General features: G+C 71.5%; 15 protein-coding genes. 9 read left to right on the top strand and 6 right to left on the bottom strand.

Annotated features, from left to right (window positions below; translation table 11 throughout):
• Window positions 1-30 precede the first annotated feature (30 nt).
• Entirely contained in the window at window positions 31-765 is a 735-nt protein-coding gene (locus tag AB0H62_RS47265; RefSeq protein ID WP_360592644.1) for a ferritin-like domain-containing protein, read from the top strand.
• Here the strand turns inward: AB0H62_RS47265 and AB0H62_RS47260 are convergent.
• Window positions 731-1,363: a TetR family transcriptional regulator C-terminal domain-containing protein gene (locus tag AB0H62_RS47260; RefSeq protein WP_220238114.1), complete on the bottom strand. Its 633-nt coding sequence runs from the start codon at window positions 1,361-1,363 to the stop codon at window positions 731-733. The genes AB0H62_RS47265 and AB0H62_RS47260 overlap by 35 nt on opposite strands.
• Window positions 1,364-1,433: 70 nt before the next feature.
• Here AB0H62_RS47260 and AB0H62_RS47255 point away from each other — a divergent pair, with 70 nt between their 5' ends.
• Window positions 1,434-1,661: a hypothetical protein gene (locus tag AB0H62_RS47255; RefSeq protein ID WP_220238115.1), complete on the top strand. Its 228-nt coding sequence runs from the start codon at window positions 1,434-1,436 to the stop codon at window positions 1,659-1,661.
• Entirely contained in the window at window positions 1,658-1,783 is a 126-nt protein-coding gene (locus tag AB0H62_RS47250) for a hypothetical protein (protein ID WP_255637678.1), read from the top strand. The genes AB0H62_RS47255 and AB0H62_RS47250 overlap by 4 nt, the downstream gene beginning before the upstream one ends.
• A gap of 32 nt (window positions 1,784-1,815) precedes the next feature.
• Here AB0H62_RS47250 and AB0H62_RS47245 read toward each other — a convergent pair whose 3' ends face one another.
• Window positions 1,816-3,825, bottom strand: coding sequence for a prolyl oligopeptidase family serine peptidase (locus AB0H62_RS47245; RefSeq protein ID WP_266118355.1), 2,010 nt, complete (start codon window positions 3,823-3,825; stop codon window positions 1,816-1,818).
• 122 nt (window positions 3,826-3,947) lie between these two features.
• Here AB0H62_RS47245 and AB0H62_RS47240 point away from each other — a divergent pair, with 122 nt between their 5' ends.
• Window positions 3,948-4,937: a neutral zinc metallopeptidase gene (locus tag AB0H62_RS47240; protein ID WP_360592633.1), complete on the top strand. Its 990-nt coding sequence runs from the start codon at window positions 3,948-3,950 to the stop codon at window positions 4,935-4,937.
• Here AB0H62_RS47240 and AB0H62_RS47235 read toward each other — a convergent pair.
• Window positions 4,930-5,508, bottom strand: a complete 579-nt coding sequence (locus AB0H62_RS47235) for a TIGR03086 family metal-binding protein (protein ID WP_220238117.1) — start codon at window positions 5,506-5,508, stop codon at window positions 4,930-4,932. The genes AB0H62_RS47240 and AB0H62_RS47235 overlap by 8 nt on opposite strands.
• 81 nt (window positions 5,509-5,589) lie before the next feature.
• Between AB0H62_RS47235 and AB0H62_RS47230 the strand changes: the two genes are divergently transcribed.
• The 3 genes from AB0H62_RS47230 (at window position 5,590) to AB0H62_RS47220 (ending at window position 7,989) form a co-directional block, all read left to right on the top strand.
• Entirely contained in the window at window positions 5,590-7,014 is a 1,425-nt protein-coding gene (locus AB0H62_RS47230) for a PLP-dependent aminotransferase family protein (protein ID WP_360592632.1), read from the top strand.
• Complete coding sequence (locus AB0H62_RS47225) at window positions 7,011-7,457, top strand: hypothetical protein (RefSeq protein WP_360592631.1); 447 nt, start codon at window positions 7,011-7,013, stop codon at window positions 7,455-7,457. The genes AB0H62_RS47230 and AB0H62_RS47225 overlap by 4 nt, the downstream gene beginning before the upstream one ends.
• A 100-nt stretch (window positions 7,458-7,557) precedes the next feature.
• Window positions 7,558-7,989 (top strand): CBS domain-containing protein, encoded by a 432-nt coding sequence (locus AB0H62_RS47220; RefSeq protein WP_220238120.1) that lies wholly within the window; start codon window positions 7,558-7,560, stop codon window positions 7,987-7,989.
• A gap of 20 nt (window positions 7,990-8,009) precedes the next feature.
• Here the strand turns inward: AB0H62_RS47220 and AB0H62_RS47215 are convergent, their stop codons facing one another.
• The gene (locus AB0H62_RS47215) at window positions 8,010-9,551 is read right to left on the bottom strand and encodes a DUF4139 domain-containing protein (RefSeq protein WP_360592630.1); all 1,542 of its coding nucleotides are present in this window, start codon (window positions 9,549-9,551) and stop codon (window positions 8,010-8,012) included.
• An 86-nt stretch (window positions 9,552-9,637) separates the two neighbouring features.
• On the opposite strand from AB0H62_RS47215, the gene AB0H62_RS47210 reads away from it, so the two are divergent.
• Both AB0H62_RS47210 and AB0H62_RS47205 read left to right on the top strand, forming a co-directional pair.
• Window positions 9,638-11,422, top strand: a complete 1,785-nt coding sequence (locus tag AB0H62_RS47210; protein WP_360592629.1) for a Xaa-Pro dipeptidyl-peptidase — start codon at window positions 9,638-9,640, stop codon at window positions 11,420-11,422.
• Window positions 11,423-11,580: 158 nt separating this feature from the next.
• The gene (locus AB0H62_RS47205) at window positions 11,581-11,718 is read left to right on the top strand and encodes a hypothetical protein (RefSeq protein ID WP_220238123.1); all 138 of its coding nucleotides are present in this window, start codon (window positions 11,581-11,583) and stop codon (window positions 11,716-11,718) included.
• Here the strand turns inward: AB0H62_RS47205 and AB0H62_RS47200 are convergent.
• Window positions 11,715-12,356, bottom strand: coding sequence for a response regulator transcription factor (locus AB0H62_RS47200; RefSeq protein ID WP_220247489.1), 642 nt, complete (start codon window positions 12,354-12,356; stop codon window positions 11,715-11,717). The two genes, AB0H62_RS47205 and AB0H62_RS47200, sit on opposite strands and share 4 nt — an antisense overlap.
• A complete protein-coding gene (locus AB0H62_RS47195; RefSeq protein WP_360592628.1) occupies window positions 12,353-13,483 on the bottom strand; it encodes a sensor histidine kinase in 1,131 nt (376 codons plus the stop codon). Before AB0H62_RS47195 ends, AB0H62_RS47200 begins: the two co-directional genes overlap by 4 nt.
• Between the last annotated feature and the right edge of the window lie 185 nt (window positions 13,484-13,668).

The following is a 13,668-nucleotide window of genomic DNA, read 5'->3' as shown; positions in this document are numbered from 1 at the left end:
TCCCGCTGGGGGTCACATCGGTGCGACAGCATCGGGCGCGTGGAGTGGCTCAGGGAGTTCAGGGAAGAAGCACAGCGGCGGCGAGTGCGGCCGGAGCCGGAGTGGGGGCGTGGGGCGCGGCTGGACCCCGTGGTGGTGCGGAGCGTGCAGCGGTTCCAGGTGGGGGAGTCGGGGGACGGGGCCAACCTGATCGCCAAGGCGGACCCGCGGTTTCGGCCCGCCGTCGAGTTGTTCGTGGCCGAGGAGCAGAACCACGCGCGGCTGCTGGCGGAACTGCTCAAGGCCGCGGGGAGTGCGACGATCCACAACCACTGGTCGGACACCGTGTTCGTCTGGCTCAGGCGGGCGCTCGGGCTCAGGCTGGAGTTGATGGTGCTGTTGATCGCCGAAGTCGTGGCGCTGAGCTACTACCGGGCGCTGAGGGATGGCACCGGCGATCCGCTCACGAGGGAAGTCGCGGCGAGGATTTTGGCGGATGAGGAGCGGCATGTGCCGTTCCACTGTGATCAGCTCAGAGGGGCTTTCCCCGGGGCAAAGGGAAAACTCGTCGCCGGAGGGTGGCGGATCCTATTGCTGGGTGCGTTGGCAGCCGTCGTCGTGGATCATGGGCGGGCGTTGAGGGCGCTCGGTGTCACGCGGCTCGCGTTCGCGGCGGGGGTGCTGGGGCGGTTCGAGCAGGTGGTCGTGGAAGTCGACGGTGGACGGACGTGTCTGGTCGCGACGAGGCCGTTCACGCGTCGGGCGCGGCCGCGGGGTCTGCTCTGACCCCCAGCGAAGCGAGGTGCGCTCGCAGGACGTCGCGGCAGACCTGGGGCGTGGTCGCGTCCGGTTGGAGGGCCGAGCGGAACGTGAGGCCGTCCAGCAGAGCGGCCAAGCGCTCGGCTTCCAGGTCGGCCGCGGAAGCCGGCAAGCGCATGGCCTCGATGATGCGGCGGGCCAAAGCCAGCGTGCCTCGCAGAGCCTCGTGGGCCAAGGCGGTCAGGTCGGTGTCCACGCGGGCCGCGACCAGGAACTCCACCAGCACCGTGGCTTCGGCACGGCGGGGGGCGTCGAGGGGGAGCAGTTCGGCCAGGAAGTCGGTCAGTTGTGAGGCCGCCTCGTCGGGTGTCAGCTCCGAAAGGGGCCGCAACGAGACGCGGCGGCGCTCCAGGCGGGCGGTGACGCGGTCGATCGTCGAGCGCATGGCGAAGCGCATGAGGTCGCGCTGGCCGTCGAAGTAGTGGCGGACGGAGCCGATGTTCAGGCCGGACTCCGCGGCCACCGAGCGCAGCGACACGGCCGGCAAGCCGTCGCGCGCGGCCAGGCGCAGCACGGCGTCCGCGATGTCCGCGCGGCGTTGTTCTCCGTCGATGACCTTGGGCACTGGACCTTTCTATCACACCTGTGATACCAATGTTTATGTCACAGATGTGATAGAAACGAGGTGGGAGACGATGGAGACGGTGCTCAACGTGCTGCTGATCCGGTTCGGCCTGATCGCGGCCGGGCTGGTGGTGCTCGCCCTGGTGTTGTTCGCGGTGGTGGTCACGCTGCGGCGCAGGGGCAAGGGCCACCACGTGACGGCGGCGGCGCGGTTCGCCGCGCGCGTGCTGGATGAGCGAGGGGCCCGGCGTGGGAGCCGCGTGGTGAGGGAAGCGCTCAACCGGTTCGACGACCGGTGAACGGCGACGAGCTGCTGCACCATCTGCTGCTGGACCTGCTGGTCAAGGGCCTGACCGGCCTCGGCGCGGTGGTGGTGCTGGTGATCGGCGCCGTCGCGATCTGGCGCAAGGCGGGGAGGTGAATGGGGGCGCCGGTCACGGCGCCCCCACCACGTCAGGACAGCCGCGACCAGAGGAACTCGAACACCAGCGCCCACTTGAACGCCAGCTGCGCGTTGTCCGCCGCGCCGCCGTGGCCGCCTTCGATGTTCTCGTAGTAGCGCACGTCGTGGCCCTGCTCCTGCATCCGCGCCATCATCTTGCGGGCGTGGCCCGGGTGCACGCGGTCGTCCCTTGTGGACGTGGCGAACAGGGTCGGCGGGTACGTCCGTCCCTTGTGGACGTTGTGGTACGGCGAGTACTTCGCGATGTACTCCCACTCCTCGGGCACGTCCGGGTCGCCCCACTCGGCCATCCACGACGCGCCCGCCAGCAGCAGGTGGTAGCGCTTCATGTCGAGCAGCGGCACCTGGCTCACCACGGCGCCGAACAGCTCCGGGTACCGGGTGAGCATCACGCCCATCAGCAGCCCACCGTTGCTGCCGCCGAGGATGCCGAGCCGTGCGGCCGTGGTGATGCCGCGGGTGACGAGGTCGCGCGCGACTGCGGAGAAGTCCTCGTACACCTTGTGCCGGTTTTCCTTCACGGCCTGCGCGTGCCACTCCGGCCCGTACTCGCCGCCGCCGCGGATGTTCGCGACCACGTACGTGCCGCCGCGCGCGACCCAGCCGCGGCCGATCACGCCGCTGTACGCGGGCGTCAGCGAAACCTCGAAACCGCCGTAGCCGTTGAGCAGCGTCGGGCCGTCCTGCGCGCCGGGCGGGCGCACCACGAAGTACGGGATCTTCGTGCCGTCCTCCGACGTCGCGAAGTACTGCGCGACCTCGATCCCGGCCGCGTCGAAGAACCCCGGCGCCTGCTTGAGCACCTCGACCTCGCCGCCGACCTCACCCCGGCTCAGGGTCGACGGCTGCAGGTAGCTCGACGAGTCCACGAGGTACTCGTCGCTCTCGTCCGGGTCGGTGCCCACGATGTCCGCGCTGCCGAACTCCGGCGCCCCGCCCAGCGGCGCCTCCGTCCAACCGTCGGGGCCGGGCGTGAGCGCGACCAGCTCCGTCTTCACGTCACGCAGCTTCGCGAGCAGCACGTGGTTGCGGGTGAACGTGTAGTACTCGAGCGAGGTGTGCGCGTCCGGCGTGAACAGCGCGGTGAAGTCCCGCTCGCCCGCCAGGAACGCGTCGAACCCGATCACGAGCAGCGCGCCGGCGGGGTGCTCGGTGCCGCCGACGGTCCACGGCGTGCGCGGCTGCACGTACAGCCACTCGCGCTCCACCGACAGCTCCACGTCGTCGGGCAGGTCGAGCTTCTCCAGCCCGGACGGCGTCCGCAGGAACACCTCGGTGCGGTAGAAGTCGATCGAGCGGTGCACGAAGTCGCGCTCGAACGCTGGAGTCGGGTCGTGGAACGCGACCACCGCGACGTCGTCGGGCTTGCCCTCGAACACCAGCTCCGCCGATTCGACCGGCGTGCCGCGGCGCCATTCCTTCGTCAGCCGCGGGTAGCCGGACGTGGTGAGCGTGTCCGGGCCGAAGTCGGTGCCCACGTACACGCGGTCCTCGTCGATCCAGCCGACACGGTTCTTCGCCTCGGCCAGGAAGTAGCCGCCTTCGACGAACTCGTGCGCGTCCAGGTCGAACTCGCGCACCACCGTCGCGTCGGCGCCGCCGCGCGAGAGCTGCACGAGCCCGAGCCGGTGGCCGGGCCGCAGCACCGCGGCGCCCTTCCACACCCAGTTCTCGTCCTCGGCCTCGGCCAGCGCGTCGACGTCGAGCAGCAGCTCCCAGTCGGGTTCGGGCTTGCGGTACTCCTCGAGGGTGGTGCGCCGCCACAGCCCGCGCGGGTGCTCGGCGTCCTGCCAGAAGTTGTAGAGGTTGGGCCCGCGGCGGGTCACGTAGGGGATGCGCCCGCCGGCGTCGAGCACTTCGCGGACCTCGTCCCGCAGCGCGGCGAAGCGTTCGCCGGACGTGAGCACGTCCAGCGTCTCGGCGTTGCGCGTGCGGACCCAGTCCAATGCCTCGTCGCCGGTCACGTCTTCCAGCCACAGGTACGGATCTTCGACACTCATGGCCCCAGTCTCTCCGCCGGGCGGGGGTTCCGGCCACCCGTCCGGCGTTCCCGTTTCGTGATCCCGCCCGGCCGGGTGCTCCGTATGCTGGAGCGCGCAGGTGACAGGGGGAGCGAGCGCACTTGAGCGAAAACGCGGGCGGGGTGCCGCCGAGGGAGCCGGCCGGGCCGCCGCCACCGCCGCCGATGGCGGCCCGGCCACCCGCCGTGAATCCGTGGGCACCGGTTTCGTACGGTCCGCCGCGCCGCCGTAACGGCGGGGTCGTCGGCGGAGCTATCGCGCTCGTCATCCTGGTCGCCACGGCCGGGGTCATGGCCGTGGTCCCGAATGAGCTGTCCGGCCACGCGATCGCCGTGCCGATCTCCGTGCACCGCTCCGACGCGTCGCCAGGCGACGGAGCCCGCGCCGACCCCCGCGCGGTGCCCGAGCTGGAAACCAACCCCATCCTGGCGAACGGCGTGAAGCTCGGCGCGGTGTCGTGCGAGCTGCCGCAGCTGGGGGACACCGGGCCCCAGCTGTCGGCGTTCTACGAAGCGCTCACCGGCTGCCTGGAGCAGGCGTGGCGCCCGGCGCTCGACCGCGCGGATGAGCCGAGCGTGAAGGTCGCCGTCTCCGTGACGCTGCCGAAGGTGAGCGCGTGCGGGGCGGCGCCGTCGAAGGACCAGGCCGTGGCCTACTACTGCGGCGGCGACACCACGATCTACGCCCCCACCGACTGGATGCTCTCGGACGCCGGGCTGAACCGCTCGCGCCACCTCGCGACCATCGCGCACGAGTACGGCCACCACGTGCAGAGCGAAAGCGGCATTCTGACCGCGGCGGCCGACCGCATGAGCTCACCGGACCAGGACAGCCCCGCGGACCTGGCGCTGGTGCGGCGCATCGAGCTGCAGGCCAACTGCTTCGGCGCGCTGTTCATCGCCGCCGCGGAGGGGCGCGGCTCGATCAGCCGCGCCACGGCCAACGCGGCTGTCGCCGACTACGGCCGCGCCGACGACAGCGACGACCACGGCAGCCGCGCTCACCAGCTGTCCTGGGCGAAGGCCGGCTTCACGGCCCAGAACACGGCCGCGTGCAACACGTGGTCGGCGCCGGCCGACAAGGTCAGCTGAGCTTCCAGCCCGGGTCGCGTCCCAGCAGCCCGATCAGCCGGTCGAGTTCATCGGCGCCCTCGGGCACCTCGACCAGCGCGCCGAACGCGCCGCTCACCGCGCGTTCGGCCGGGTCGGTGGGCACCATGGCGGCGAAGCCGAGGGCGGCCGTCACCGCTTCCGGCGCGGGCTCGTACGCCACGCCGAAGGTCTTCGCGAGGTCCCAGCCATGCACGACCGTGTCGACGAGGTGCATGGCCGCGGCGATCTCGGCGGCGAACGGGCCGATCTCGTGGATCTTCACCTGGCGGCGCAGGGCGCCCTCCTCGCCGTATGCGGCGAGGAAGTCGTCGACCGACGCGGCGTAGGAGGTGTACGCGTCTTCGCCGAGGCGCCCGGCATCCCAGTCGGCCGCTTCGCCGCGGCGCAGGGCTTCGGCGAAGGCGTGGTTTTCACTGACCTGGTGGCGCAGCAGGTCGGCCAGCGTCCAGCCTTCGCAGGGGGTGGGGCGGGAAAGGTCCTTCTCGGTGGCTCCGGCCACGATTTTGTCGAGGACGAGCAGAGACTGGCGGTCGAGTTCGAACGTGGTCATACCCGGACGCTAACCGCCTCAGCGGACCAGCTGAAGGTCCAAAAACAGCCGAACTCCGGTGGACCAATCTAGGCTGGCGAGGTGGACCTGCACATCGACCTGACCGGCCGCCGAGGCCACCGCGACGAGATCTACCGTCAGATCCGGGAGGCCGTGCTCGATGGCCGGATCCGCGACGGTGACGCGCTGCCGCCCACGCGCGAGCTGGCCCAGCGGCTCACCGTCTCGCGCACCACCGTCAGCGCGGCCTACGAACGCCTCGCCTCCGAGGGGTTCCTCAACGCCCGCCCCGGCGCGGGCACGTTCGTCCGGTCGGGTGCGGCGCCGTGGCCCGCCGAGCCGGCGGCCGAGCAGCCCGAGGAGGCCGTGCGCCCGCGTCCGGAGTGGGCGGCGGTGCCTCGCCCGCCGCGCTCGTTCGGGCCCGTGGCGGAGTACGACTTCCGCTCCGGCGTGCCCGATGTGCGGCTGTTCCCGTTCGACACCTGGCGTCGCCTGATGACGCAGCGGCTGCGCGCGTCGCAGGCCGATCTGCTCATGTACGGCGCACCGCAGGGCGATCCGCGGCTGCGCGAGGGGCTCGCGCGCCACCTCGGGGTGTCGCGCAACGTCCGCGTGCGCCCGGAGGACATCGTTGTCACGACGGGAGTCCAGCAGACCGTGGACCTCGTCGCGCGGGTCCTGCTGAAGGCCGGTGACCTCGTGGCCGTGGAGGATCCCGGGTACCCGCCGCCGCGGCTGCTGCTCGGCACTCTGGGCATGCGCGTCGCGGGCGTGCCGGTGGACGGCGAGGGGATTGTCGTCGAGGCGATCCCGGCCGGCACGCGGGTTGTGTACGTGACGCCCTCGCACCAGTGCCCGCTCGGCGTCGCGATGTCGTTGGCGCGGCGGCAGGAACTGCTCGACTGGGCCGAGCGCACGGGCGCGGTGATCATCGAGGACGACTACGACAGCGAGTTCCGCTACACCGGACGGCCGCTGGAACCGTTGCACAGCCTGGATTCCCGCGGCCGCGTGGTGTACGTCGGGTCGATGTCGAAGGTGCTCTCGCCGGCGTTGCGGGTGGGGTTCCTGGCCGCGCCGCCGTCGCTCGTGGGCGCGCTCGCCAAGGCGAAGTACCTCGCCGACTGGCACACGCCCGCGCTCGAACAGGCCGTGCTGGCCGACTTCATCGACGAAGGCGGCTTCGCGCGCCACATCCGGCGGATGCGCAAGATCTACCGCGAACGCCACGACATCCTCGTCGACGGTCTGCGCAGCGAATTCGGCGATGTGCTCGACCCCGTACCCGCGGCGGCCGGACTGCACCTCGGCGCTTCGGCCGACCGCGATCTGCGCCTGGTGGCCCGCAACGCGCGCGACGCCGGCGTACGCCTGTTGTCCCTCGGCGACTTCTCGATGACCCGGACCTGCCACGGATTGCTGTTCGGCTACGGTGCGATCGCGGCCGAGGCCATCGAACCGGGACTGGCCCGGCTGCGCCGGGTGTTCGACGAGGGAGTGCGATGACCGACGACGTGATGGTGGCGATCGACGCGGGCCTGCGCAAGCACATCGCGGGCGACCGCGCGGGCGCGCGCGAGACCTTCCTCGCGCTGTGGCAGGAGATCGGCGAGGACGGCGACCCGCTGCACCGCTGCGCGCTGGCCCACCACCTCGCCGACGTCTGCGACGAGCCGGCCGAAGAGCTCGAGTGGGACCTTCGTGCCCTCTCCGCCGCGGACTCCCTCACCGACGAACGCGCGCAGCAGTACCACTCGACGCTCGCCGTACGCGGCTTCTACCCTTCGCTGCACCTCAACCTCGGCGAGGACTACCGCAAGCTCGGTGACCTCGACGCCGCGCGCCGGCATCTCGCGTCGGCCCGGGAAAAGCTCGACGCGCTGGGCGAGGACGACTACGCCGCCGGCATTCGCGCCGCGCTGGAAGGCCTGGCAGAACGGTTGGTGTGAGCACTCCATACCACGGGTGAACGCGGCTCGCCGGACTTTCGCACTCGGCACCCGGGCCCTAACCTGGTGTGACCCAACTCGACGAGGAGAGGGGAACACCATGCGGATCGCGGATCTGCTCCGGTCCAAAGGCGCTGCTGTCGCCACGGTGGCTCCGGGGACCACGGTGACCGAACTGCTCGCCGGGCTCGCCCGCCACAACGTCGGTGCCATGGTGGTGGTGACACCTGAAGGCGCCATAGCGGGGATCGTGTCCGAACGCGATGTGGTGCGTCGGCTCAACGATCACGGTCCCATGGTCCTCGACGGTCCCGTCGCGGACATCATGACGAAGATGGTGGCCAGCGCCGGGCCCGACGACTCGGTCGACGAGCTGAGCGTGCTGATGACCGAACGCCGCATCCGGCACGTGCCCGTGCTCGAAGACGGCCGCCTGGCCGGCATCATCAGCATCGGCGACGTGGTGAAGTCCCGGATCGAGCAGCTCGAGAAGAGCCAGGAGCAGCTCGAGGCCTACATCGCGCAGGGCTGAGTCTCTCAGGGCAGGCGGGGTCATTCCCGCCAGCCGCTGAGCTCCACCCCCTTGGCGACGTCCACGCGGTAGGCGAGCGTGACCGTCCCGGTCGCACCGGGCGCGAGCGTGAGCCGCCACGTGAACTCGCCGAGGTCGGTGGTCTCCACCGGGTCCGGCGTCGCGCGTACGTCCCGCACCGTGATGGCTTCGTCGCGGGAGACGGGTGCCTGGTCGAGCACGGTGACCACTGCTTCGCGCGGGCTGTGGTTGGTCACCGTGGTGCGGTACTCCGCTTCGCGGCGGCGCTGGCCCGACAGCGTGGCCTTGCTCGCCGTGCGTCGCACGAGGTCGCGTTCCACGCGGATGCGGTCGTCCACGCCGAGGGCGAGCTCGAGCTCTTCGCCCGGAGCCCACAGATCGAGCCGGGTGGTGCCGACGAACTCGGTGTCGTGGAAGACGGACGCGCGCCCGGCGCGCAGCGTGTGCTCGCCGGTGTTCACCACGGTCGCGCGCAGGTATGCCTCCGTCGCCTGCACGGGCGCGGTCACGTAGCCGAGCTCGGCCGTCAGATCGAGCTGTGCCAGCGTGGTCCGGTGCCCCTGCGAGCCCGACGGGATCGCGACCGGGTGCGACGGCCGGTAGGTGACCGCGGTGGTGCCCTGCTCCGCCTCGGCGAACACCGGGGCCATGCGGCGCAACGATACGGCCTTGTCCCGCACGGCGGCGCTGCCGGGCGCGGCCGCGGCGAACGCGGCCATCGGCCGGGCCGGCGGGGCCGGCTGCACGCGGTCGAGGAACCACGGGTCGAGCTCCGGCACCACGACGGTGCTCGCGGGGCGCGCGGTCGACAGGGCGAGCTCGCACTCCGGCCAGTCTTCGCCGGTGTGCTGGCTGACCAGGCCGAAGGAGGTCACGGTGACGTCGGTGTCGCGCACGCGCACGTCGTAACCCGGCTCCCAGCTGGCGCCGGGGACCACATAGGACAGTTCGACTTCGATCTCTCCGGTGTCTTCCTGCGGTTCGAGGTCTACGGTGACGCCGGCACTGTCCTGTTCGGACTGTGCGCTGTGGTTCGCGATCCGGCGTTCCAAAGCCGCGAGGTTTTCGCGCATCCGCTCAAGGCGTTCGGTGAGTGCCCGGCGCGTGCGCAGTGCGGCGGCGAGCTGGCCGCCGAGCGCCTCGGTGACCTCCTCGACGCGCGTCGGGCCCGCGACGCCCGACGCCAGTGCCTTCGCGAAGCTCGCCCCGCTGCGTTTCGCCGCGCCCGTGAGCAGCTCGACCTTCGCCGCTTCGGCTGCTTCGTCGTCGGCGACGGCGTCGATCGCGGCTTGGTTCGTGCGGCGTTGCTCGACGAGCGCGTTGAGCGCGGGGTCGGCGGGGCCCGCGTGCTGCTCGTAACCGACGTCGACGCCGGTGATCAGCGCGGCGCCGGTTCCCGTGACGCGCACCGATTCCGCGTCGAGCGCCAGCGGCAGGCCGGTGATCCGCACGCGGGCGCCCTCGGCCAGGTTCGCTCGGCCGCGGCGGGTGATCCGCGCGTGCTGCGGGTAGACGGTCACGGCGACGATCGGAGCATCCATGACCCCGACGTTAGTCGGTTGACGGCGGCCGCGGTTGCCGGAAGTGTCGGGGGTGATCGCCCGCTTCGTCCGGCTTGGGGGTTCTGGTGGGAGCTGCTCGGATCGCGTCCGTGCTCGCTGCGGTGCTCGTGCTTCCGCTCGGAACGGGGGTGGCGCAGGCGGATCCGCCACCCGCGCCGGTGTTCTCCGACGGGCAGGCGCAGCCGGTGTTCGACCCGGCCGACGTGGTGCGCGAGGACGTCTGGGTCACCGCACCGGTGGACAGCGACCACGACGGGCAGGACGACCTCGTCCACGCGCAGGTGGTGCGACCACGCGCGACGGACGCCGGGATGAAGGTGCCGGTGGTCTACGAGGCGAGCCCGTATTTCGCGGGGGGCAACGACGTCGCGAACCACAACGTGGACGTGGAGCTGTCGGTGCCGGATTCCTCTCGGGTTGCCGCCACCGGCGTCGGCCCGCACGCGGCGCCGCCGATCCGCTGGAGCTACCAGGACTACTTCACCGCGCGCGGCTTCGCCGTGGTGTACGGGGAATCCCTGGGCACGGGGCTGTCCACGGGCTGCCCGACGACCGGCGACGTGAACGAGACCGTCGGCGCGCGGTCGGTGGTCGACTGGCTCAACGGCCGCGCCCCGGCCCGCGACGAGGCCGGCGCGCCCGTGACCGCGGGCTGGAGCACCGGGCACACGGGCATGATGGGCGTGTCCTACAACGGAACCCTGCCCAACGCCGTCGCGAGCACCGGTGTTCTCGGTCTCGAGACGATCGTGCCGATCGCCGCGATCTCGAACTGGTACGAGTACTACCGCAACGACGGCGCGGTCGTCGCCGCCGGCGGCTTCCAGGGCGAGGACGCCGACGTGCTGGCCGAGTACGTCTACACGCGCGCCGACCGGCAGATCTGCCGTCCGGTGATCGACGGGCTCACCGCCGACCAGGACCGGGTGACCGGGGACTACGGGCCGTTCTGGGACGTGCGGAACTACCGCAACGACGCCGAGCTGGTGCACGCGTCCGTGCTCGCCGTGCACGGGCTGAACGACTGGAACGTGAAGACCGACCAAGTCGCTTCGTGGTACGAAGCCTTGAAGGCGCACGGGGTGGAGCACAAGATCTGGCTGCACCAGTCGGGCCACGCGGACCCTCTGTCGCTTCGCCGCGACGTGTGGCTCGTGACTTTGAACAAGTGGCTCTCGCACTACCTCTACGGGGTCGACAACGGCATCGAGCGCGAACCGAAGGCCACGATCCAGCGCGAGGACAAGTCCTGGGTCGACGAGGCCGACTGGCCCGCGCCCGGCACTCGTGACGTGCAGGTCCACCCGTGGCCGGGCGGCCGCGCGAAGGGCACACTTTCCGCCGTCGCCGTGCCCGGCCGTCCCACGGTGGAGGTCTTGGCCGACGACGCCTCGAAGACCGTGCAGCAACTCGCCGACGCGGCATCATCGGGCAATCGCCTTCTGTACGGGACTCCCGCGGTGAAGTCGCCGCTGCGCCTCTCGGGCACCGCGCGGGCCGACCTGCAACTGTCGTTCGACCGGCCCGCCGCCAACGTCACGGTGGCGCTGCTGGACCGCGCCCCGGACGGCAAGTCCTTCGTGATCACGCGCGGCTGGACCGACCCGCAGAACCGTGTTTCGCCTTCGGTGACTTCGCCGATCGTGCCCGGGACTTCGTACCGCATCGGGGTTTCCCTGATGCCGAAGGACTACGTGCTGGCGGCCGGGCACCGCCTGGAGTTCCTCGTGGCCTCCAGCGACCACGACTACACCCTGCGGCCGCGTCCGGGAGCCGGGCTGTCGCTGGACCTCACGCGCACGTCGCTGACCCTGCCGGTCACGGGTGGGAAGCCGGCGCTGGGCTTCTGAGCGACCTTCGTGGTGACGTGGTGGTCCCGGCTGACTTGTCCACACCCCGACCCCGCCTTGCCTCAGTTGTCCACAGTTTCTCCGCTCGGCCGATTTTGGCCCCTCACCTCGGTAAACTGGGACTGGGGACGCCCCCCGAGGAGGGCGGGGGTGTGCTGGTGGACGGTCTTGGAGTCCGTCAGCGCTTCGCCTTCGAGGAGGGCGGCGTCGTCGGCGACACCGTCGTCCCCGACTCCGTCCCGGACGCGGCTTTCGCCGCCGCGCTGCGGCCGTACGTCGAGGCTGTACGGCGCTAGTCCGCGATCCCCGCCCGGTACGCGAACGCGACCGCCTGCGCACGGTCCCGCAAGCCGGCCTTGGAGAACAGGTGGTTCACGTGCGTTTTGACCGTGGCCTCGCTGACCACGAGCTCCCGCGCGATTTCCGTGTTCGACAGGCCCGCCGCGATGAGGCGCAGCACCTCGATCTCGCGCGCCGTCAGACCCTCGACCTCGGCCGCGCGCACGGGGGCCCGGCGCGTGGCGGCGTCGACGAGGCGGCGTTGCAGCTCGCCGTCCACTGTGGACTGCCCGGCCGCGGCGGAGCGCAGCGCACGCGCGATGGCCTCGGCGTCGGCGTCCTTCGTGAGGAAGCCGCGGGCGCCGGCGCGCAGGGCGCCGAGCAGGGACTCGTCGTCGGTGTAGGTGGTGAGGACGACGACCTCCGTGGCGGGGTAGCGCTCGCGGACGGCCTCGGTGGTGGAGACGCCGTCGCGGCGGGGCATGCGCAGGTCGACCAGCAGCACGTCCGGGTGGTGCTCGGCGACGAGCTCCAGCGCGGCGTCGCCGTCGGCGGCCGCGCCGACCACCTCGACGCCGGGCAGCAACCCCAGCAACGTCACGAGGCCCTCGCGCACCACGGCCTGGTCGTCGGCCAGCACCACGCGCAGGTTCACGCCGGTACCGTCAGGTGAATCCGCCATCCGTCCTCTCCCGGCCCGCTGTCCAGCTTTCCTTCGAGCAGCGCGACCCGCTCGGCCATACCGCGCAAACCGTATCCCGCCGCGGGCGCGTCCGGCGGACGGCGACCCTGGCGATCGAGCACCGTCAGCTCGACGTGTGACTCCGCGAAGGCGAGCTTGACGTCCACGTCGGCTCCCGGCGCGTGTTTGCGCGTGTTCGACAGCGCCTCCTGCACGGCGCGGACGAGCGCGGTGGTCACGCCGGCGTCGAGGTCCCGCGGCTCGCCGTCCACGACCAGGTCGGCGCGCGCCCCCGTGTCCAGGCGGTAGCCCGCGAGCAGGTCGGCCACGGCACGTTGCGCGGGCACCGCGTCTTCCCGCAGCGCCGCGACGGCCTTGCGCGCCTCGGACAGCCCGTCCGAGGCCAGCTTCTGGGCGCGTTCGATCTGGGCGACGGCTTCGGGGCTGGCGCCGTCGCGCACGAGCATCAGCCGGGCGCCCTGCAGGTTGAGCGCCAGGCCGGCCAGGGAGTGGGCGAGGACGTCGTGGACCTCGCGGGCGATGCGCGTGCGTTCGGCCAGCGCTGCGGCGCGCGCGTGCTCCTCGGTGGCGGTTTGTGCGCGGGCCAGCGCGAGCTCTGTCTGCTCCAGCCGCGCCGCACGGTCGCGCCGGCTCGCGGCGAGCAGCACCATCACGATGAGGATGGCGAACAGCGCGAGCGCGTTCAGCCATTCGAGCTGGTGCACCACGGCCCACGCGACGATCGCGCCGGCACTCGACACCAGCACCACCGCGGTCAGCGCGCGGCCGAACGTCCGCAGCGTGTAGAACGTCGTGCTGAACATCGCCACCGACATCCAGCTGTTCGGCTCGAGCACCCACAGCGCGCCCGCCGCCGCGACCACCACCGGCATCGCCGCCGGCAACACCCACGCCGGCCTCGACTCCGGCGTCGCGGGCAGCAACGGCGCCGACGCCACCAGCGTCACGCCGAACAGAACCCACGCCCACCACCCCGTGAGGTACGGGATCGAGATGATCAACGGGAACACCACGAATCCCCAGCGCACCCAGTCGGGCGCGCCGAGCCGCCGGCGGTTCCCGGTGGTCGTGGTGGTCATGTCCCTCCCCGGTGCTTGTAGGGAGAATGTACGGGAGGACGCCTCGCGTGGTGGGCAGGCGCAGTGGTGTGAATGCGTTTCACGGAATGGTTTTCCGCTGTCGGGGCCGGCGTCGAAAACAGGGTCGGTCGAGGCCGTTCGCCGTCGGGACACCCGTTGCTACCAGGTGGTTTGCCCGGCATGTA

Origin of the sequence: Amycolatopsis sp. NPDC050768 (assembly GCF_040654155.1) — a bacterium.
Classification (GTDB): Bacteria; Actinomycetota; Actinomycetes; order Mycobacteriales; family Pseudonocardiaceae; genus Amycolatopsis.
The sequence above is the reverse complement of the archived record's forward strand: the minus strand, read 5'-3'. Positions and strand labels throughout refer to the sequence as shown.